The following is a 20,624-nucleotide window of genomic DNA, read 5'->3' as shown; positions in this document are numbered from 1 at the left end:
AACATATGATTAAGCAGATTTAACAATCCGTACGAATACGATTCATAATATTTTAAAGCCCACAAAAAACCAAGTAAACCTACATTTTTTTGATATTATGCAAATTTTAACATGCATGAAATTTGCATAATATTGAACAAGAAGGCTTTGCAAAACTCTGACCGTCATCCTGAACTTTCCCATCGGTTCCCTCCGGGGGATTCAGGATCTCCAGATACTGGCTATAAAGACGAATGGAGAATCTGAATCGAGTTCAGATTGACCAATAACCACGGTTTTGCAAAGCCCTCAACAAAAACTGTTTTCAGAGTGCTGCCGATTTTACATAGATGTATCTACAATTTAAAAAACTTCGAAGGAGTGCCCTGTTTATAGAAAGAGAGAACATTGGAGAATTTTTGCCCCAGTGGAGCCACCTGAATTCAAAATTCACAACCCAGCATAGATTTCTGTAAAACATTTCGTATTTTTGAAGTCTGTTTGAAGTTATAGTTCAACCCATAACAGACGAAATAGAAGTTAAATTAAACCAAGGCGGGTGATTTTATGCCAAGCGGAAAGAAAAGAAAACGATCAAAAATCGCGAAACACAAACGAAAAAAACGTCTGAGAAAAAACAGGCATAAAAAGAGAAAGTAGTTTATCAGCTTTAAACCATTTCAGGGCACAATTGATTGTGCCCTTTTTTTTATTCAGGGTGCAAGTTTCAGGATACAGGTTAACAGACACTAAAATCAGCACCCGAATCATATCATATATCATGAGACTTGTAACTTGAGGCCTGCTATGCTGCCTGAACCACAACAGAACTGTCGGCTATTTTTATAATTCTGTTAGCTTTAAAGAGAAGATGGGTAAGCTTCCTGCCAACATACTCATGCACTTCGTTCAGGCTGTTTAACTCTCCAACGGAGAATTGGAAATAGGAAAGTAAGTTGATAGCTGTCAGGTATTTTCCATATTCATCGCCATCAATCTCAATATGCCAGCGTGTTATAATATCATCTGAAATTAAAAGTTCATTGACCTTCTTGCTGGCCTGGTCCATCCATTCACTGGCCATCTGGATTCTGAAATTATCATCTTCTGTTCCGTTTGCCGGCTGACAGCTTTGAACATCAAAATGCCAAACCAATTCAATGTCGATAGAGGGAACAACGTTGGCTTCAATCAGGCGTTTAGATTTTAACATTGGATGACCGCCCGTACCATCTAATTTATTGGCAAGAGCAGCTTCGCGGAAACGATCCCAGTCAAAATTGATGGACAGATGCGTTAAATGCTCTGTAGAATCCTCAAGGTCAATAAGAATTTCAAGTCCTGCTGCATTGATCTTCGATTCTTCCCATGTTTTGAACTTTACAACATTTATATTCCTCTTGTTTAATGACCTGTTTATCTTATTAACAACAGACTGAAATATTGGATACTTCATTTTCGATTTTAAATTTGAAAACGTTTTATTTTATCCCACCGCTCAATGAATAATTTCTATGCTTTAATATATTTAACGGAGACACTAAAAAACAAATGTAAAGGCAAAACCTTTCAGTTTAGTACTTCACCGCATAAAGATGTTTGGGATTGTTACCTTTCTGAGAATAATTCTCGTTTTCGATTAAAATTTTCAACAAATCCGGAAGAAACGGCACTTTTCATCGATTCCTACCGCCCTCCCAAAAAAGCAAACACCACACCTTTTTTCGAGGTTTTGTCCGGCCAATCTGTTCAGGAAATTTCCATGGCAGAGAATGATCGATTTATCACCATTACATTTGACAATGAGTATTCATTAATGTTCCAGATTTTTGGGAATACGCCGAATATTTTTTTGATCAGGGATAATACCATTATTGAATCGTTCAAATCTCCCGATGACTTTGAAGGTCAGACACCGCCTGAACCGAGAAAAGCATCACCAACAAAAACTCCATCGGAGGATGATTCGGCAAAACGAGTCATCACCAAACTGGACCCGAAATTTCCACGTCACCTCATTCCATTCATTATTGATGAGTATGGATTAGAGAAAAAAACAGTACCTGAAATAAAAGAAGTTGTAAATACGCTGATTGAAGCCATGTTAAACCGCCCGGAGTTTCGTGTTCTTGATAACGGCAATTTATGCCTGATTCCGGAGGACCTGTTGCCGGCCGAAAACCTGGAGGTGTTTGAGAATATCAACAGCGCCATTCGGCACGCCTATTATAAAGCTTCGAATGAACGACGGCTTGAGTCGCGCAGGCAATCGATTAAACCTAAAATCGATAGAATTATCAATAAGTACGAGTCTACAATTGAACAATTAAAACATGCTGACAAGGGACTAAAACGAGCCGATAAATATGAACGGTACGGGCATATATTGATGGCCCATGCCCACGAAAAAAATGAATTTAATGAATCCGTTACATTTCCCGATCTTTACAATCCTGATGAAAAGGTTCAAATACAGTTGAAACCCAAATTATCACTGGCTGAAAATGCTCAGTATTATTACGAGAAGGCAAATAAATCGAGACGAAATGTAGAGGAGTCGAAACGGCGGCTTGGGGAAATCAAAATTAAATTAAAAAAATTGAAAAAATTACAGCAATCGCTGAATGAAATTGATAAAATCTATGAGTTCCGGGATTGGTACAAAGAGAACGAAGATGCACTTTTTAAAGCAGGCGTGCTGAAAGCTGAAACCCAAAAGAAGAAACCACCTTATCGCATTCTTGAAATTGACGGCTACACTATTTGGGTTGGAAAAAATGCAAAAAGTAACGATCAGTTGACAACTGATGCTCATAAAGAAGATGTATGGATGCACGCTCGCGGTGTAAGCGGGTCTCATGTTGTAATTCGCATGGATAATCACAAGGAGATGCCGCCCAAAAAAACACTTTTAAAAGCGGCCGCAGTTGCCGCCTGGAATTCAAAAGCAAGGGGTTCAGGCCTGGCACCGGTCATCATCACCAAGCGTAAATATGTCGTTAAACCGAAAGGCGCTCCTGCAGGTACTGTCCGTGTTAACCAGGAAGAAGTTGAAATGGTAAAACCTCAAAAAATACCAGCATGAATCAACCAGTTACCTCGCATCCGGTTTTTTTGTGTGGCATGATGGGCTCGGGAAAATCCACGATCGGAAAAAAACTGGCCGGCAAACTCGATCTGCCATTTACGGATTTAGATACTGTAATTGAAGAATCTGAAGGTATGACCATCCCCGAAATTTTTGAGCAGAAGGGCGAATCCGGTTTTCGGGAAATCGAACGAAAGCAGCTCATTCAGTTGGCCGGAGGTATGGAGGGTGTATTGGCTCTCGGCGGCGGCTCGCTTCAAAATCAACAGATTGTTGACCATCTGAAGATCTATGGTTGGCTTATATTTATTGATACATCCATGGATGAGATTCTCAATCGACTGAGCGATCCGTCGGGAAGACCCATGCTGGAGAGTTCAAATGAGCTGGCCAAGCGGATCGATTCCCTGTTTGATGAACGAATGCAGTATTATGAGCAGGCACACTTTTCCGTTCAAACCGAGAACAAATCTATTGAAGAGACTACAACCGAAATTGTGAAAAAACTGACGATCTATGAAGGCCGAAATTACCATTAACGCTTCATCAGGCAGTTATAAAGCTGCCGTTGGCAAAAACATTTTTAAAGAAGAACTTGCTGATTATCTAAAAGACAGACATACAGATAAGCTCTTTGTCCTGATAGATGAAAATGTATTCAGGTATCACTGGAAAACAATTCAGGCGAGTTTATCTGACCTCGTAAACCATGTTCATTTCCTGGAAGTGCCTGAGGGTGAAAGCAGTAAATCGCTTCGTTTTTGGAGTAAAACTCTCGATTTTCTTTTGAATGAGGGAGTGCGCAGAAATATACCGCTAATTGTGATTGGCGGCGGCGTAACCGGAGATCTCGGTGGGTTTACCGCTGCAACGGCTCTGCGCGGAATTCCACTCGTTCACATCCCAACCACTATCCTGGCGATGGTAGACAGCTCCATCGGCGGCAAAACCGGTGTAAATCACACAACAGGAAAAAATCTGATCGGGTCATTCTATCAACCGGATAAAGTGATTGCTGACACCCGGTACCTGGAATCTCTGCCAAAAAATGAATGGGTGAACGGACTCAGTGAAATTTTAAAATATGCAGCGATCCGGGATGAAAAGATCTTTTCGGAAGCACAAATTTTCCTGGAACCAGACCTTCATTCCATCGATCAAACCAAACTGGTGAACCTTATTGCTAAATGTATTCAGATAAAAGCAGACGTAGTTGAGGAGGATGAGTTTGAAGGTGGAATCAGGGCTTTTTTAAATTATGGACACACGTTTGCACATGCCCTGGAAAAAGCATGTGATTTCGATACCATCAGCCATGGCGAGGCAGTGTTTCTCGGGATGCTTGCCGCTCATAAGTTAGCAAACCTAACAGGTTCGAATCTTCAAGCAACTAAACTCTCCCCTTATCGTTCTTTGTATAACTTCAAAATTTCAAAAGAGGATTTATCCAGTGATCGGCTCAACGAATATATGAAGTCGGATAAAAAAAGAACTGATGAACATATTAAGTTTGTTCTGTTAAATGACTGGCAAAAACCAGAAGTAAAAACTGTGAAAGAAAAAGAGCTTATCAACCAGGCTTGGGATGCAGCTTTTAACGAATTATAAAAAAATAACAACGACTCTGATCTCGATTGCTACTTAGATATATACATAAAATCTGGATTTTCTTTTGGCGCACGGTGTTTGCACTTTTAGCCGTTTTGCTTATTTCGGTACCGGTGCTCCTGGGATTACTGCAATTGCCGGCAAGCCAGGATTATATGAAAAAGGAAGTCATCACCGCTTTTAATCAGCAATTCCACGGGAATTTGGAACTTGGAGAGATCGGTGGGTTTCTGCCATTCTCAGCAAGTGTAAACAATGGTCGGTTATACGCTCCATCTGATTCAACATCACCTGTTTTTTCATTTGAAAGAGCAGAGGTCCGCGTGAATATTTGGGAGCTACTTCAGCAAAATCTGTCAATTACTACGTTTGAAGTATCCGAGCCTACTATCTACCTGAATGAAGCAGATGACCAAATTTCCTTTTTCCATGCCCTCAGTCAACAAAGAGTGCAAACCCAGGATGAAAGAAATGTATTTGAAGAGGGTGAAATTCGCCTGTTGCAACGAATCAATATTTTTGCGCCATCCATTTCTGTAAACAACGGGCGAATTGAAGTGGATGAATCGATCAGCCTGCCGGAACAGCTCCATGTACAGGCTCCGTTGAATGTAGAGAATGTCAGTTTAGATCTCTTCCTGGAAGTTACCGATTCACAAATCTATTTCGACCTGCCCAATTTTATTGCCGAGATTCCAGGTACACCGTACGAGTTTTTTCAGATGAGCGGCCAGTTTTACAACGACGATGAATTTTTTGAACTCAACCGCTTCCGGGTAAGCACAGATATCGGCGAAGCAGACTTTAGTTTTGAAGCCTCACCTGTAACCCTGTTCGGGGACAGTTTACCCCACCAGTTTGAAAATGCTGAATATCGTTTTCAAATTACGGAAAGTTCATTTTCTACTGAATTTATACAGCTTTTTGCCGAAAACTACCCTCCCTTTCAGGAAAATCTGGACCTTGTACTTGAGTCGGAAGGAACCCTCAATGAATACTATTTAGATCGTTTCCAGGCTAATCTTGGAGAGACATCTGTTTTAATTACCGCGAACGCACAAAATCTCAATACAGATAATTTCTCCTACCATGCTCAATTAGACAATGTGGTAATTCAACCCTCAATGCTTGATTGGGTTTCGCAAACTTATTTCGATGGTCAGTATAATCTTCAGCGTTATCAGCTCAGTACTATTCGGGGAGAACTGGACGGGAACCTTAACGAATTAACAAGTGATTTCGAAGCTCAAACACAGGCAGGTTCTTTTGCACTTAATGGATCACTTTCTTTGAAACAGCCGCTGGATTACAATCTGTTATTTCAAGTCGATTCTCTGGATATTACTCCGTTTACGAACGATACAACCCGGAGCAGTATCATCCAGGGAGATGTAACTTTTGATGGTACAGGAACCGGAAATAAAGCCATGTTTGCAAGCTCTGTTGATTTGAGCAGAAGTACACTTTTAGGAGTTGACCTGTCCTCGTTTATTGCTGATTTCAATTACGATTCCGGGCATCTTGATTACGATATCAATGGTGGTGATGGGGAGTTTTTTGTATCGGCAGACGGATCCTACAGAAATGATGCAAATCGGCATATTTTCACGGGAGATGGTACGGTTCAGAACCTGGATATCGAAAAGTTTTACCCCGCTTTTCACGCCGACTCCACCAGTTTTACCAGTACATTTTCTGCCGATATTGAAGCATCAGATCTCAACGATTTGATCGGGCGGATTAGTTTTGAAATGGAGCAGTCCACTATTGATGCGGATACACTTCAGCCTCATCAATTTTATGCAGACATCAATCCAAATCCCGATGGTACCCGTACATTTCGTTTTACCTCCTCTTTCTTTGATGGCGAGATGCAGGGGACCCTCGATCACCGCCTGATCCGGAGCCACATTCAATACTGGAATGTATATCTGAAAGAGCGAATCTCAGAAGAATTTCTATTCGATCCCGGGTATTTCGGCGAATTACCATCTCCCGGTTTTAATAGCTCAGACAGCAGTTCTGTTGATATATCTGTGCAGATGAATGTGAAGGATCTGTCTCTCTTTAGAAAATATTATCCGGAATTTCCGGAGGTTGAGAGCCAGGCTCGTTTCAATGCAACGGTCAATTCATCGCGGGACAGGTTGCTTGATCACCGGGAATTTTGCCGACCAGGATTTCCACACAGAGCAACTCCGTGCCAATGATTTCAATACAACATTTACAGCCAGCCTGCTCCATAATGCAGATCTTAAATCATCCAGTACTATTGACCTTCAAATAAACAGTGCCGAGGCCGGTTTCAGAAATTATAATTTAAAGGAGAGTTTCATTGATTTTTCTATGAGAGACGATTCCTTCCGTGTGCAACAAAATTTTGCCCGTCTCGAGGATGATCTTGTTTTAGAATCGTCCTTTACAGGTCAATTGCAGAGCGATACTGTAAAAGTTTCCCTGGATAAGTTTGAAATCGGCAGTTCCGATTACAGGTGGTCTGCACAAGACAATCCTCAGCTGGCATACACCAGCCAACAAAGTTTTAAGGTGGATAGCCTCGTCCTCATCAGCGATACAGATTACATTGCCATTGATGGTACTTACAGCGGAGATTTTGATGATTCCGTGAATTATGAAATTCAAAATCTCGATTTAAGTAGAATATCCAATTTGATTGGCGGCAGGGTTTCTTTCTCAGGATTACTGAATGGAAATTTCCAAACCCGAACTCTTACCCAAATTCCATCCGTTCAGGGAAATCTGAGTATTGAAGAGGGCAGAATGTTGGGTCGCGTCATTGGAGATGTGTCCATTAATAGTACGTTTAACAGTGAAGAAGAACGGTTTGATACTAACGTACACATCTATACCGATCCCGAAAAATATCAGCGCTACTATAACCGGAACGACGGTATTGGGCAGGATATTCGGCTGAATGGATATTTTAAAATTCCCGATGAAGACACACCTGCTAACGAGGAGCTATTTAATTTTGATGCGGAGTTCCGGCAGATCGATATGTGGATTGTTACAGCTATTGTTCCCAATATTATTGTTGAGATGGAAGGGAGTTCTACGGGGAGCGGTGTTATCTATGGAACCACCGACAATTTTGATTTTGATGCTACATTCCATGCTGCCGATGTTTATGGTGTACCGGCATTTACCAACGTAGAATATACACTCAATGGCGATATCCGGTTCAACAAATCAGACGGGTTGCTCTTCCGGGATATTCAATTGGCCGACCGTTTTGGCGGCAGTGGTGCTCTTAACGGACAGGTTGATCTGAACAATTTTTCTGAAACTACAGATATTGATCTGACGCTCGATTTGTCCAATCTTCAATTCATGAATAATCCGTATGATCCCGATATACCCTTTTATGGCAGTATTTTTGGAACCGGCCAGGCTCAAATTACCGGTACAAATTTCGCGCCGGTTCTAAGTACTACGAGCCCACTCATCGTTTCATCAAATTCCAGTATTTCAGTTCCGCTTGAACCGACCACAGAGTATGAGCAAGATCAAAGATTTATTCGTTTTGTGGATTCATTTGATATTCCCCATTGGAGTAATTTATCCAACAATTTAAATGGCGGAAACGGTGAGAATGAAGAATCTGAAGAGTTCTCTTTCATGGAAAGATTCACAATGGATCTGCAGTTCCAGGCCCGTAACCCGATCAATGTGGAACTGATTTTCGATCGAGTGACCAACGATATGATCAATGCCAATGGTACCGGTCAGATGCGTATTCTTTTAGCCGACCAGGATGTTAGTATGTTTGGGCGATTTAATATCACCAGCGGAAATTACCAATTTGTTAGCGGGGATATATTCACACGAAGATTTTCGCTCGAAGAAGGTGGTTCTATAACCTGGTCGGGTGATTTAACCGATGCCGACCTGGATGTAACAGCCACCTATCGTTCGAGGCCAAATATTAATACCTTACTTGCAGCAACATCTGAAGCTGCAAACCAGGGACCCGCTCAGCGAGTACCTGTTGAGTTAGTACTGGAAATCGGCGGAACAATGACCTCCGTTGAGAATGATTTCTTTTTCCGCATACCTACAGGTATACAAACCAATGTAGATCCAACCATTGCAACACAGATCAGTAATTTGAATCAGAATGAGGATGAGAAATTAATCCAGGCAACCAGTATTTTGTTAAGCGGTAATTTTTTGCCGCCTTCACAGACGCAAGGGCTTGGACTTACAGAAAGTTTTTCCGGAACAGCGGTTGTTGTAAATCCCCTGTTGACGAGCCAACTGATTAATCCATTACTTTCAAACCAGATAAATTCGCTGTTGAGAAGCGACATAACATTTGATATCGACGTAAACCTGAACTCTTTTAATGAAGTAGATTTGGGAGTTGCTCTCCGATTTTTTGATGATCGCATTGTTCTTCGGCGCGAAGGGCAGATAACCGGGGAACAGAGCGATATCGGTGATATTGGGGCAACATATCGTATCAACCAAACATTTTCACTAACTGCTTTTCACAGGCAGGATCCAACTCTGAATTATACAAGCGGTTTGGAACAACAAGCCCAGGAGATGAACGGAGTTGGTGTAGAAGCCCAGGTACAATACAATACCTGGCAAGATTTAAAAACAAGAATTTCTAATGCATTTCGGTCTTTATTTGGAATTAAAGAAAAATCTGAAGAAGATGATCGAGAAACGATCGCTGAAAATAACTGACCGAATTTATAATCTAATTTAATGTCTAATAACAATTTAAGTTCACTTGAAAAGAAAATCATAGAGATCCTGAATTCCTACCCGGATGCTTCCATCCCTGTACCTTTACTGGCTGAAGCACTCGATCTCTCAAGCAAAAAAGAAACCCAGAAGCTAAAAAATGCCGTAAACCGGCTTAAACAACTCGATCATATTATCGTTTCAAAAGGCAATTTAGTGCATCTGAACGAGCCTGCCGTTAAAGACAAAAACATTGTAAAAGGTAAGCTCGATGTAACCAGCCATGGCGATGGGTATGTAATCGTTGAGGGACGAGATCAGGATATTAAAATTGCCAGAAAATTTATGAACACGGCACTCGACGGAGATATTGTAACCGTAAAGCTGCTGGGTTATCATAAAAAAAGTAATAAACCATTAGGGCGAATTGAAAATGTTGAAAAACGAGCTGACAGGCTGTTTGTCGGTACGCTTGAAGAGGTCGCCAAAAACACCTATATCATCAAAACAGATTCCCACTCTTCCAGGATTGATTTTTTTGTAGAAGGTGATGATTTGAGTGGTGCACAGCCGGGCGATAAAGTTTCCTGCAAACTCATACAGTGGGATGATGCCCGCGGATATCCACAGGCCGAAATTGTACAGGTGCTTGGAAAAAGCGGATCAAACGAGGCCAATGTGTTATCAATCCTTGCGGAGAAGCAATTCCAGGCAGCTTTCCCTCCGGAGGTCGAGGAGTTTGCAAACAGTATACCTGCCAAAATTCCTGAACAGGAGATCCAGCGGCGCCGTGATATGCGGGGCGAAGTGGTCCTTACCATCGATCCCGCTGATGCCGAGGATTTTGATGACGGCCTGAGTATTGAAGTGCTGAATAATGGAAACTATTACCTGGGAGTTCATATTGCGGATGTTACCCATTATATGCCGCGCGGATCGGTTTTAGATGATGAAGCTTTTAACCGTGGCACCAGTGTATACCTTGTGGATCGTGTAATTCCGATGCTGCCTGAACGGTTGAGTAATAATATGTGCAGCCTCCGCCCGCAGGAAGACAAACTGGCTTATAGCTGCTTTATGGAAATTGCTCCAAATGGGAAACTGGTTGACTACTCCATCGAAGAGACAGTTATCCACTCCAATGAGCGATTTGTGTATGATGAAGTTCAGGACATTTTAGATGGAAAGAAATCACATCCTCACGAAACACAGTTAAAAACTTTGCAAGCTCTTGCCAATACCCTGCTCGATAAACGGTTCAGGCAGGGTTCCATCGCATTTGAAACACCTGAACCAAAATTTGTTCTGGATGATGATGGCAAACCGGTGGATGTAATTGTAAAAGAACGGCTCTTTGCCCATAAATTGATTGAGGAATGCATGTTGATGGCTAATAAAACAGTAGCAAAACATGTAGACTCACTCCGTAAAAAAGGTGGCAGAGTATCCAAAAACGACCACCCCTTCCTCTACCGGGTGCATGATAAACCGGATCTCGAAAAACTTCATAACATTCGCGAAACTGCTAAACCGTTAGGTATAAATTTTGAGGTTGACGGATCTATCTCTTCCAAAAAAATTAATGAGTTGCTGAAAGAGGTAGAGGATACATCGATTGAGAAAATTATTAATGGACTCATTCTCCGGGCGATGTCTAAAGCGGAATACTCGCCAAAAAATATCGGGCATTTCGGGCTTGGGTTTTCAAACTATGCACACTTTACAAGTCCAATTCGCCGTTATCCGGATGTAATAGTACACAGACTGCTAAAACGGTACAATTCCGGCTCAACCGAGTACACGTTCACACAGCTGGAACATGCCGGTGAACATTGCAGCGAAAGAGAACGTTATGCGGTGGAAGCAGAACGTGATTCAGTAAAACTTAAACAAGTTGAATATCTGTCTGACCGTCTTGGTGAAACATTCCAGGGTACAATTAGCGGAGTGACCGAAAATGGAATTTACGTTTTACTTGACGACATATACTGCGAGGGTATGATTCGCGTTAGTGATTTGAAGGACGACTATTATATATATAATCCGAATATGCATTGCCTGGTTGGAAGATCAAAAGGTAAGAAATTCCGGCTCGGTGACAGCATTAAAGCGAAAGTGACTCGAACCGACCTTGAAAAAAGGCAAATTGACCTGGTGCTTGCTGATTTTTAATTAAATTTTTTGAATATGCGCGTAACCTATAAAATTATACTTACCACTTTGGCCGCTTTTCTGTTTGCAGGATCAGCGGCTGAAGAACTCAATGCCCAGTTCTTCAACTTTGGAAAAAACCGAGTCCAATACGATACGTTCGACTGGAGATTTATTGAGACTGACCATTTCGATATTTATTACTACGATTCCAAAAATTATCACCTCGCTCAATTTACGGCGGAAGCGGTAGAGTCGAGTCTGAAACAACTCAATGAGGATTATGGGGATCAGATTACCTCTCGTATTCCTGTAATTATCTATGATTCACACAGCGATTTTTCTCAAACCAATGTTGTAGCTCTGCCTGTTAATTCGCAGGGTATCGGCGGTGTGACCGATAAATACAAAAACAGAATGACCCAGCCTTTTATGGCGGATTATGCTGATTTCAGAAGAACCATCCACCACGAGTTAACACATGCTTACATCAATGATGTTTACTATGGTGGTTCTGTACAATCCATGATGCAGAATAATATACAACTTGTATTCCCGCTTTGGTTTGAAGAGGGACTGGCTGAATATCTTGCGCTTGAATGGGACACACAAACCGATATGTACATTCGCGATGCCGTCCTGAACGATTATCTGCCCCCTATCAAACAGCTTAGGGGCTTTTACGCCTACAGAGGCGGACAATCTTTTTGGTATTACATTGCCGATCAATACGGACGACCTAAAATCACTGAGATTCTTCAGAGAATAAAAACTACCCGTAATATCGAACAGTCTTTCGTCCAGGCATTGGGCTTAAATATTGAGGAGATCTCTGAACGGTGGCAGGAGTATTACCGTCAGCGATACTTCCCGGAAGTTGCAAACCGGCAATCACTGAATGCCGTTGCAACACAGATTACAACCCGGGCCCGGTCCGGATCTTACAACACGAGTCCATCTATCTCCCCAAGGGGCGACCGTATAGCCATGATTACCAACCGGCGCGGAGTTTTTGATGTTGAAGTAGTGGATGCGAACAGCGGTGAAAGATTAAAAACGATTGTGAGTGGTGCAGACAACCCAATGTTCGAGGAGCTGAATATTCTTAATCCAAATGTTGCATGGTCGCCCGACGGATCTCAAATTGCGCTCTCCAGTAAATCCCAGGGATCGTATAATCTTGCTATTGTTGATTACGAAACCCTGGATACGCAGATAATCCGCTTTCCTAAAGTAGATGCCATTAATTCGGTAGCATGGTCGCCCGATGGAAATAAAATTGCATTTGATGGAAATGTGGGCCCCTACCAGGATATCTTTGTTTACAATCTTGAAACCAGTGATTTTATAAATTTAACCAATGATGTTTTTACGGATATTCAAGCGGCATGGGGACCTGATTCTGAAATGGTATATTTTGTATCGAACCGTGGTGGACACACACAACCCAATTCATACCTGGCAGGTTTTTCAGGAATGAAAGATGATACGTTCTTCCAGCATGATCTTTATTCAATTCATATTGAGGAAGGTCAGATTGACCGATTGACAAATACCCATTGGAATGAAAAAAATCCGAAATTAACGCGAAATGGCGAGTTGCTTTTCGTTTCCGATCAGAATGGAATTCCAAATATTTACGAGTATGATTTGGCAAGCCGTTCTGTATACCCGCTTACCGACCTGCAATCCGGGGTGATGCAGATGTCTGTATCTGCCGATGGAACACGACTTGCGTTTAACTCCCTGAACGAGGGCTACCCTGACATTTTTATGATGAGATCTCCGCTTTCTCAACGAAGAGAAGCTCCCCTGGAACCAAATACATGGGCGAGAGAACGAGCGGAAGAGCGTCCCGGAGACCGCGTTCCTGCGGTGCGGTTTGTGCAGGAGATGATCGAAGCAAGGCCACAGGGAAATGCTATTTCATCACGTTTTCTGCCCGATGCAGCCACATCAGGACAAAACAGGTATATCCAACCTGATGAACCTGACACATCAGCGGATGAAGAGAGCTCAGACCGAATTGATTTCAGAAATTACCAGTTTGGCGAATCTGTGGTTAGAGACTCAACACTCGAATTGCGCGACGATCCAAGTAATTTCGAACCTGAAGGCAATTTAACGGAAGAAGGACTATTCCAGCCTAAAGAATACAAACTGGAATTCTCACCAAACTTCAGCTATTCAGCCGGCCAGTTAAGCACGTATTACGGAACCTCGGCATTTGCCTATGTATCATTAACCGATCTATTTGGCGATCACCAGATTTCATTTGGTTCTAACCTGGTGTTCGACCTTCGAAATAGTGATTACACATTCCAGTACGGATTTCTTAAAAACAGAACCAATTTCTTTGCATCGTTCTTCCATCAATCCAGGAATTATCAAACTTTTCTTGGCGAGTTGTTGAGATTTCGAACATTTGGCGGTTCAGTGGATTTTCAATACCCCTTAAATAAATACCAACGGTTTGATTATGGTATATCCGCTATTGGCATTGCCCGAGATTTCAGTACAGTATCTGGTTTTGGAGGTCAAAACACCCGAAATGAAGATACCTGGTTTCTCTATCCACAAGTTACATTTACGGGAGACTATACCATACCCGGATTCATCACGCCAGCAGGCGGAAGCCGATATTCACTGAGATTGTCCGGCAGCCCTCCGTTAGGCAGTGAAGTACCACAGTTTGCAACAGTTCTCGGTGATTTTCGAAAGTATTTTAACTTAGGTTCACGATACTCATTCGCACTCAGGGGATCTGGTTCGGCATCTTTTGGCCGCGATTCCCAAACATTTTTTATGGGCGGTATGCTCGGTTGGATCAATCAAAAATGGTCGGATGCAGAAATTCCGTTCGACAGGCTTGCCGACACGTTCTTTACCCTGCCGGCCACACCACTCCGGGGGCATGAATTCAACACCATTTTCGGAGATCGATTCACAATGGTGAATGCAGAATTCAGGTTCCCTCTGTTTGCTGCAATTTTGCCCGGTCCCCTCCCCATATTGCCGCTCTACAACTTAACCGGTGTGGCTTTTGTGGATGCCGGTGCGGCCTGGGGATTTGACGTACCCTATTTTAGATTTAATGACCAAAGTGGAGAACCAATCGTTTATTACGAGAACGAGGCCAAACTTGATCCAAAAATTGGGACTAAACGTACGGAATTCATCAACCCGCAAACGGGTATGTTACGTGAAGGCCAACCACAAGATGGCGACTTAGAAACCACTTTTGTAGATGGTGATATCTTAATTGGTGCAGGCTTCGGTCTCCGTACCATCCTTCTTGGTCTGCCTGTGAGATATGATATCGGCTGGCCGTATGGACGCGGCGGATTCCAGGGAGATCCAATTCACTACTTTACAATTGGTATTGATTTCTAAAAATTTCTAACGGTAATTTTTAAGTATCCCAATGACTTCTATCTTTAGAGAAGACAAGTCATTGGGATTTTTTTATTTAATGCACTATGAAAAGAATAATAGCTATTACCGTTCTTCTGTTTGCCTGTACTGTTCAGGCCACTTATTCACAGGATTATAAATTAGTCTGGTCAGATGAGTTCAATGGTGATTCACTGGATACAGACACTTGGAATTTCTGGGAGGGACCAGCATACAATAACGAACTTCAATACTATACTCCGCGGGATAAAAACGCTTATCTCAAAGACGGTAAATTATATTTGGAAGCTCACAGAGAACACTATCGGGGTATGGAATACACTTCAGCCCGCATCTCTACAGACAGTACCCGGATCGGTTGGGAACATGGCCGATTTGAAGCCCGACTAAAAATGCCTGAAGGAAAAGGTTTCTGGCCAGCATTCTGGTTGATGCCCATTCGGGATATTGGTTGGCCAAAAGGCGGAGAGATTGACATCATGGAGTATCGCGGAAATGAACCTTTTACAACCAGTGGCGCTATACACTTCTGGAGAGGAGATTGTGAAGGTGAAACCCTGGAGTGCCGTAAATTTTTAGTAGATGAATATACTACTGACGGGGACAAACTCAGTGAGAGCTTTCACACATACGCACTTGAATGGACAGACGAGGAACTATTGTGGTATTTTGATGATGAAGTATATCAGCGAATACGATATAAAGATATAGAAACCGAATTCAACCCGTTTTCAACACCGTTCTACATTATTTTGAATCTCGCAGTTGGCGGAGATTTTCTACCTAACCCGGATGAATCAACGAAATTTCCGCAGGCATTTGTTGTAGACTATGTAAGAGTCTATCAAAAATAGTGGTTCTGCCATTTCAAACAATTATCCTCTGTAAAATTTAGAGGATCTCGTGAGATTAGCTATTCGCTTTATTCACTTGCTCTTTAAAGTCCTTAGACACCTTTAACTGAGGCACATATTGCTCGGGAACAATTACCTCCTCATTGGTCTTTGGATTTCTCGCAACTCGTTGTGCGCGTTTTACCACTTTAAAAGTTCCAAAACCACGCAATTCTATATTTTCGCCGCGTTTCATGGCATCGATAACAGTATCCATAAAACCATTGACAACAGCTTCGGTTTCGACTTTTGTTAGTCCCGTGGATGATGAAATAACATCTACAATATCGGCTTTAGTCATAGTATATCTGATTAATCAACTGTATATGATGAATTTTTTTTGCTTTTCGGTACATAATCTATAGAGGAAATGTGAAAGCCCCCTTAAATCGTTCATTTTAATCGAAAATTTACTCAAAAATTTTGCCAAATCTTTTATACCTTCGTTTTTGAATTCAACTTGGAATTTAACCAAAGCAGATGGAAGTAGTAGAAAGAGTCGTAGGGTTTTTAAATAATCTCGTTTGGAATACCCCCGAAATGTTACCTGCCATGGTAATTCTTCTTTTGGGATATGGTATTTTTATAACACTCCGAATGGGATTTATCCAGGTTCGGCGTTTTACTCATGGAATCAAGGTTGTCAGCGGTTTTTATGATAACCCGGATGACACAGGAGATGTTAATCACTTTCAGGCTCTTTCAACGGCACTTTCCGCTACTGTTGGTATCGGTAATATTGCCGGTGTGGCCATTGCTATTCACTATGGCGGACCCGGGGCCCTATTTTGGATGTGGGTTACGGCCTTTTTCGGTATGGCCATTAAATATTCAGAATGTACCCTTGCTGTAAAATATCGAATTAAAAATGCTGATGGTTCTGTATCCGGCGGCCCGATGTACTACATAGAGAAGGGGCTTGGTCCAAACTGGAAATGGCTGGCCGTAGTATTTGCTTGCCTTGCTGTTATCTGCTCTTTTTTTACCGGAAATGCTATCCAGGCGAACACCGTAGCCGATGTAATGGAAAACTCTTTTTTCATTATCGTTCCGCCCTATGTTACCGGGTTAATTACAGCTTCTCTTGTCGGAATTGTAATCATCGGTGGTATTAAGCGAATAGGATATGTAACCGCTCGTTTAACACCATTAATGGCTATTATTTATGTATTAGGCGCACTGATTATTCTCTTGATCAATTATGATCAAATCCTCCCCTCCTTCGGAACAATATTCTCATATGCATTTAATCCACAGGCCGGTGCATGGGGGGTCGGTTCCGGATTGTTCATAACCACCATGGTTTGGGGAGTAAAACGTGGTTTATTTTCCAACGAAGCCGGCCAGGGTTCCGCCCCGATTGCTCATGGTGCTGCTAAAACCGAAGAGCCTGTACGCGAAGGCGTTGTGGCTCTTTTGGAACCCTTCATTGACACCATTTTGGTTTGTACAATGACAGGCCTTGTAATTATATCCACGGGTGTTTGGGATTCAAAACATATGACAGAAGTAAACCTGAGTTCTCCCGATATTGATTTTGAGATTTCCGAAACCCTGGATCAGCCAAATACTCTGGTTGTGGAAGATGGTATCATCCAAAATGGAACAATGCTGAGAAGTGATTTTGCTATCGATACGGTTTTTGCCAATATGGAGCAAACGGAACTGTTTAATGGAGTAATAAATACCGAGAATTATACGGCAACGTATGAACGAAGTGGTGAAATAAACAGCATTGTTTACGGAAAAGAGATTTATAACGGAGCCACATTAACATCACAAGGATTTGAAGATGGACTTGCCCCCCTTTTTCCCGGTGGCAAATATATTGTTACTATTTCGGTGCTGCTCTTTGCAATCTCAACATCTATTTCATGGAGTTATTACGGAGATCGTTCCATACAGTACCTCCTGGGTGATCGGTCGATTATTTACTATAAAGCAGTGTATGTTTTACTGCATTTTATAGGAGCAATTACGGCATTGGGTACTATCTGGGCGATCGGAGATATTGCTCTCGGGTTGATGACTTTCCCTAACCTGATTGCACTTTTTGCACTCTCCGGTGTTGTATATGGAACTACAAAAGATTATTTCAAACGAATGGCAGATTCAGAAAACGATGAATAAATCGAACGAACCTACGGTTATACAACATCCCATTGTTTCCAGGGATCTTACCATACTTCGTAATTCAACAACCAAAACCGCAGATTTTCGAATTGCTATGGCCAGAATTGCTACGATTTTGGCTTATTTTGCACTCAAAGATCTGCCCCTTCGGGAAACAGATGTGGAAACTCCCATCACTACCACAACAGGATATGAGATCGATCAGCAAATTGTTATTGTTCCTATCTTGCGAGCTGGCTTGAGTCTTGTAGACGCCATTATCGATTTTGTGCCGGATGCAAAGGTGGGGCACCTCGGGATGTACAGAGACGAAAAAACACATCAGCCCGTTGACTATTATTCAAACATGCCGGAAGGGTTAGACAAAGCCCTTGTGCTTCTGGTTGATCCCATGCTGGCAACCGGAGGAAGTGCAGATGATGCCATTAAATTTCTTCAAAAAAATGGAGCGGAAAATATCCGTTTTATCTCCCTGGTTTCAGCACCCGAGGGACTCGATCGAATCACAAAAAAATATCCCGATGTACCAATTATCACAGCAGCAGTGGATGAAAAACTTAATGATGATGCTTTCATCGTTCCGGGATTGGGCGACGCGGGAGATCGCTATTTTGGAACCCATTCGTAGATTCGGGCTGATTTTGTCGGTCGTTTTCATTTCAATCTCTTGCACAGAACTCTCCGAATACGATACCCAACAGGTTCAGGCTGCTTTAAACGATTCTCTGATCACAACGACCGAAAGCTGGAATGTAGAAATATCACTCATGCGTGAGGGACGCACCCGAATGATTATTGAAGGTACCCACTCCGTACAATATCAAACCGAAGAAAATAAACGCACCACTATTGACGGTCCTGTATACGTTCAACTTTTTGATACAACCGGAACCTTAGAAACCGAAGCCTGGAGTAAAGATGCTATCTACTATGATAATGACCGGGAATTTGAACTATTAGATTCGGTTCGGGTTCAAACGGTTGATGACCGCCAACTTTTTACGGAGTATTTGAAATATATTCAGGATTCAGACCGGATCTCCTCGCCTCAGTTCGTCACCATTATCACACCAACAGATAGTATTTCCGGACGTGGTTTCAGCGGATTAACAGATCTAACCTCGTACACCATCACAGAACCACGAGGCCGGTTGATAGTTGAATGATGAAAAACCTCGGCACATACACAGCTTTTATTGGATTTATTTTTTGGATCTTTCTTACTAATCATCAAAATCTCCAGGCTCAGGATCGGGTGATTATCGACCAAGCCGACCAAGCGGAGGGTATCACAATTGATGGAGAATCTGTTCGCAAAATTCTTGGCAATGTTACTCTAACCACCGAAGAGATGGTTTTAGAGACGGATAGTGTTTATCAATACACAGAGCGCAGTTTGTTAACTGCTTATAATATCCAGATCGAAACGGATAATGAGATGATCTGGGCGGATACACTCTACCACAACACGAAAACTGAGCTAAGTCGTCTTCGGGGACGTGTAATCGTTCAATCGGAGCAAAACATGATGTTCAGTGATTCAATAGATGTGAATATGCAAACTGATATCGCCACATTTAACGTGCCTGTCCGGTTTGAGGATGCAGATGGTACGCTAATTGCGCAAAATGGTCTCTACTACCAGGAATTAGATAGTGCCGTTTTTCGCGGTGATGTGCAGCTATCAGACAGCACCCAATATATCGAAGCAGACTCATTGTTTATGAATCGGGAACAGGATCTATATGAGATGTTTGGACAGGTGTACGCCAACGATTTTGAGGATGACGTTCGATTTACGGGACAGTATCTCTATGCTGATTCTACAGGTTATCGATTGCTGAAAGAAGATGCCTGGCTGATGGAGATCAGCGAATCGAAAGAAGACACAACCCATCTTTTTGCCGATACCATTGAACTCACTGAAACCGATACTGTTTCTTACATGGATTCTTTTGGAGATGTGCGTATGTGGTCATCTGAATTTTCTGCCATTGCAGATACCGCCAATTATCGCGATGATATTGAGCAGTTTATTTTGCGATCATCACCAATACTCTGGCACGAGAGAATTCAACTCAGCGGGCCTTACACAGAAGCATATATGGAGGAGGGTTCTATTGATTTCCTCACCTCTTACCCCCGCCCGATTCTTGTTCAGGAAGATTCTCTAACCGGCCGCTTACATCAGATGACGGGGGACACACTCAATGCCTATTTCGAAAGTGGAGAACTGGAGAGACTGCGTATCTTCAATAATGCAGAGATCATCTTTCACCAACGAGATGAAAATGATGAACCTGACGGCTTAATTGAATTGATCTCAGCCGGTCCGGCAATAATGCATTTTGAGAGTGGTGAATTTGATGAATTTAAAGCTGAGCAAGGTATCAACGGTTCATATCTGCCTGAAGATCCTGCTAATGTTGAAAGAAAGCTTGATAATTTCCAATGGAATCCGGATATGCGTCCCGTCCGGCCTGAAATTCGAATCCCGCGCCTCCCTCCTATACCCGAAGAACGCCCATTCGAACTCCCGCCAAGGTATTTGAAATTTTTGGAAAATCAGGAGGCTGATAGCGGTAATGAGGATCCAATTGAGGAATCAGAAGTTATTGAGGAAACGGATAATGAAACGTAGA

At 42.2% G+C, this 20,624-nt stretch carries 14 protein-coding genes; 12 read left to right on the top strand and 2 right to left on the bottom strand.

Translation table 11 applies throughout. The features are described from left to right. Nucleotides 1-784: 784 nt before the first annotated feature. On the bottom strand, nucleotides 785-1,435 hold the full coding sequence (locus U5K72_08800; GenBank protein MDZ7718900.1) for a hypothetical protein: 651 nt from the start codon (nucleotides 1,433-1,435) through the stop codon (nucleotides 785-787). Between the two features lie 45 nt (nucleotides 1,436-1,480). On the opposite strand from U5K72_08800, the gene U5K72_08795 reads away from it, so the two are divergent. The 8 genes from U5K72_08795 (at nucleotide 1,481) to U5K72_08760 (ending at nucleotide 15,810) form a co-directional block, all read left to right on the top strand. Next, on the top strand, nucleotides 1,481-3,064 hold the full coding sequence (locus U5K72_08795; GenBank protein ID MDZ7718899.1) for an NFACT RNA binding domain-containing protein: 1,584 nt from the start codon (nucleotides 1,481-1,483) through the stop codon (nucleotides 3,062-3,064). Continuing rightward, nucleotides 3,061-3,606 (top strand): shikimate kinase, encoded by a 546-nt coding sequence (locus U5K72_08790; protein MDZ7718898.1) that lies wholly within the window; start codon nucleotides 3,061-3,063, stop codon nucleotides 3,604-3,606. The genes U5K72_08795 and U5K72_08790 overlap by 4 nt, the downstream gene beginning before the upstream one ends. Beyond that, complete coding sequence (gene aroB, locus U5K72_08785) at nucleotides 3,584-4,675, top strand: 3-dehydroquinate synthase (protein MDZ7718897.1); 1,092 nt, start codon at nucleotides 3,584-3,586, stop codon at nucleotides 4,673-4,675. The genes U5K72_08790 and aroB overlap by 23 nt, the downstream gene beginning before the upstream one ends. A 155-nt stretch (nucleotides 4,676-4,830) precedes the next feature. Continuing rightward, on the top strand, nucleotides 4,831-6,885 hold the full coding sequence (locus U5K72_08780; protein MDZ7718896.1) for a hypothetical protein: 2,055 nt from the start codon (nucleotides 4,831-4,833) through the stop codon (nucleotides 6,883-6,885). Continuing rightward, the gene (locus U5K72_08775; protein ID MDZ7718895.1) at nucleotides 6,794-9,391 is read left to right on the top strand and encodes a hypothetical protein; all 2,598 of its coding nucleotides are present in this window, start codon (nucleotides 6,794-6,796) and stop codon (nucleotides 9,389-9,391) included. The genes U5K72_08780 and U5K72_08775 overlap by 92 nt, the downstream gene beginning before the upstream one ends. Nucleotides 9,392-9,412: 21 nt before the next feature. After that, nucleotides 9,413-11,563, top strand: coding sequence for a ribonuclease R (rnr, locus tag U5K72_08770; GenBank protein ID MDZ7718894.1), 2,151 nt, complete (start codon nucleotides 9,413-9,415; stop codon nucleotides 11,561-11,563). Nucleotides 11,564-11,578: 15 nt separating this feature from the next. Next, entirely contained in the window at nucleotides 11,579-14,935 is a 3,357-nt protein-coding gene (locus U5K72_08765; protein ID MDZ7718893.1) for a hypothetical protein, read from the top strand. Between the two features lie 86 nt (nucleotides 14,936-15,021). Further along, nucleotides 15,022-15,810, top strand: a complete 789-nt coding sequence (locus tag U5K72_08760; GenBank protein MDZ7718892.1) for a glycoside hydrolase family 16 protein — start codon at nucleotides 15,022-15,024, stop codon at nucleotides 15,808-15,810. Between the two features lie 55 nt (nucleotides 15,811-15,865). Here U5K72_08760 and U5K72_08755 read toward each other — a convergent pair whose 3' ends face one another. Beyond that, nucleotides 15,866-16,150, bottom strand: coding sequence for an HU family DNA-binding protein (locus tag U5K72_08755; GenBank protein MDZ7718891.1), 285 nt, complete (start codon nucleotides 16,148-16,150; stop codon nucleotides 15,866-15,868). Between the two features lie 179 nt (nucleotides 16,151-16,329). On the opposite strand from U5K72_08755, the gene U5K72_08750 reads away from it, so the two are divergent. The 4 genes from U5K72_08750 to U5K72_08735 are packed head-to-tail and all read left to right on the top strand — an operon-like array spanning nucleotide 16,330 to nucleotide 20,623. Next, the gene (locus tag U5K72_08750) at nucleotides 16,330-17,979 is read left to right on the top strand and encodes a sodium:alanine symporter family protein (GenBank protein ID MDZ7718890.1); all 1,650 of its coding nucleotides are present in this window, start codon (nucleotides 16,330-16,332) and stop codon (nucleotides 17,977-17,979) included. Continuing rightward, nucleotides 17,972-18,610: a uracil phosphoribosyltransferase gene (gene upp, locus U5K72_08745; protein MDZ7718889.1), complete on the top strand. Its 639-nt coding sequence runs from the start codon at nucleotides 17,972-17,974 to the stop codon at nucleotides 18,608-18,610. The genes U5K72_08750 and upp overlap by 8 nt, the downstream gene beginning before the upstream one ends. Next, the gene (gene lptC, locus U5K72_08740) at nucleotides 18,504-19,148 is read left to right on the top strand and encodes an LPS export ABC transporter periplasmic protein LptC (protein MDZ7718888.1); all 645 of its coding nucleotides are present in this window, start codon (nucleotides 18,504-18,506) and stop codon (nucleotides 19,146-19,148) included. The genes upp and lptC overlap by 107 nt, the downstream gene beginning before the upstream one ends. Then, the gene (locus tag U5K72_08735) at nucleotides 19,145-20,623 is read left to right on the top strand and encodes an OstA-like protein (protein ID MDZ7718887.1); all 1,479 of its coding nucleotides are present in this window, start codon (nucleotides 19,145-19,147) and stop codon (nucleotides 20,621-20,623) included. Before lptC ends, U5K72_08735 begins: the two co-directional genes overlap by 4 nt. Nucleotide 20,624: the final 1 nt, after the last annotated feature.

It is taken from the genome of Balneolaceae bacterium (genome assembly GCA_034521495.1).
Taxonomy (GTDB): Bacteria; Bacteroidota; Rhodothermia; order Balneolales; family Balneolaceae; genus Rhodohalobacter.
This window is presented reverse-complemented; position numbering and strand designations above follow the sequence as displayed.

What these genes read in the sequence shown, in the direction of transcription:
- U5K72_08735 (MDZ7718887.1), top strand. Translation starts at nt 19,145, where the DNA reads ATGATGAAAAACCTCGGCACATACACAGCTTTTATTGGATTTATTTTT.
- aroB (MDZ7718897.1), top strand. Translation starts at nt 3,584, where the DNA reads ATGAAGGCCGAAATTACCATTAACGCTTCATCAGGCAGTTATAAAGCT.
- U5K72_08765 (MDZ7718893.1), top strand. Translation starts at nt 11,579, where the DNA reads ATGCGCGTAACCTATAAAATTATACTTACCACTTTGGCCGCTTTTCTG.
- U5K72_08790 (MDZ7718898.1), top strand. Translation starts at nt 3,061, where the DNA reads ATGAATCAACCAGTTACCTCGCATCCGGTTTTTTTGTGTGGCATGATG.
- upp (MDZ7718889.1), top strand. Translation starts at nt 17,972, where the DNA reads ATGAATAAATCGAACGAACCTACGGTTATACAACATCCCATTGTTTCC.
- U5K72_08755 (MDZ7718891.1), bottom strand. Translation starts at nt 16,150, where the DNA reads ATGACTAAAGCCGATATTGTAGATGTTATTTCATCATCCACGGGACTA.
- U5K72_08760 (MDZ7718892.1), top strand. Translation starts at nt 15,022, where the DNA reads ATGAAAAGAATAATAGCTATTACCGTTCTTCTGTTTGCCTGTACTGTT.
- U5K72_08800 (MDZ7718900.1), bottom strand. Translation starts at nt 1,435, where the DNA reads ATGAAGTATCCAATATTTCAGTCTGTTGTTAATAAGATAAACAGGTCA.
- rnr (MDZ7718894.1), top strand. Translation starts at nt 9,413, where the DNA reads ATGTCTAATAACAATTTAAGTTCACTTGAAAAGAAAATCATAGAGATC.
- U5K72_08795 (MDZ7718899.1), top strand. Translation starts at nt 1,481, where the DNA reads ATGAATAATTTCTATGCTTTAATATATTTAACGGAGACACTAAAAAAC.
- U5K72_08750 (MDZ7718890.1), top strand. Translation starts at nt 16,330, where the DNA reads ATGGAAGTAGTAGAAAGAGTCGTAGGGTTTTTAAATAATCTCGTTTGG.
- U5K72_08775 (MDZ7718895.1), top strand. Translation starts at nt 6,794, where the DNA reads ATGCAACGGTCAATTCATCGCGGGACAGGTTGCTTGATCACCGGGAAT.
- lptC (MDZ7718888.1), top strand. Translation starts at nt 18,504, where the DNA reads ATGTACCAATTATCACAGCAGCAGTGGATGAAAAACTTAATGATGATG.
- U5K72_08780 (MDZ7718896.1), top strand. Translation starts at nt 4,831, where the DNA reads ATGAAAAAGGAAGTCATCACCGCTTTTAATCAGCAATTCCACGGGAAT.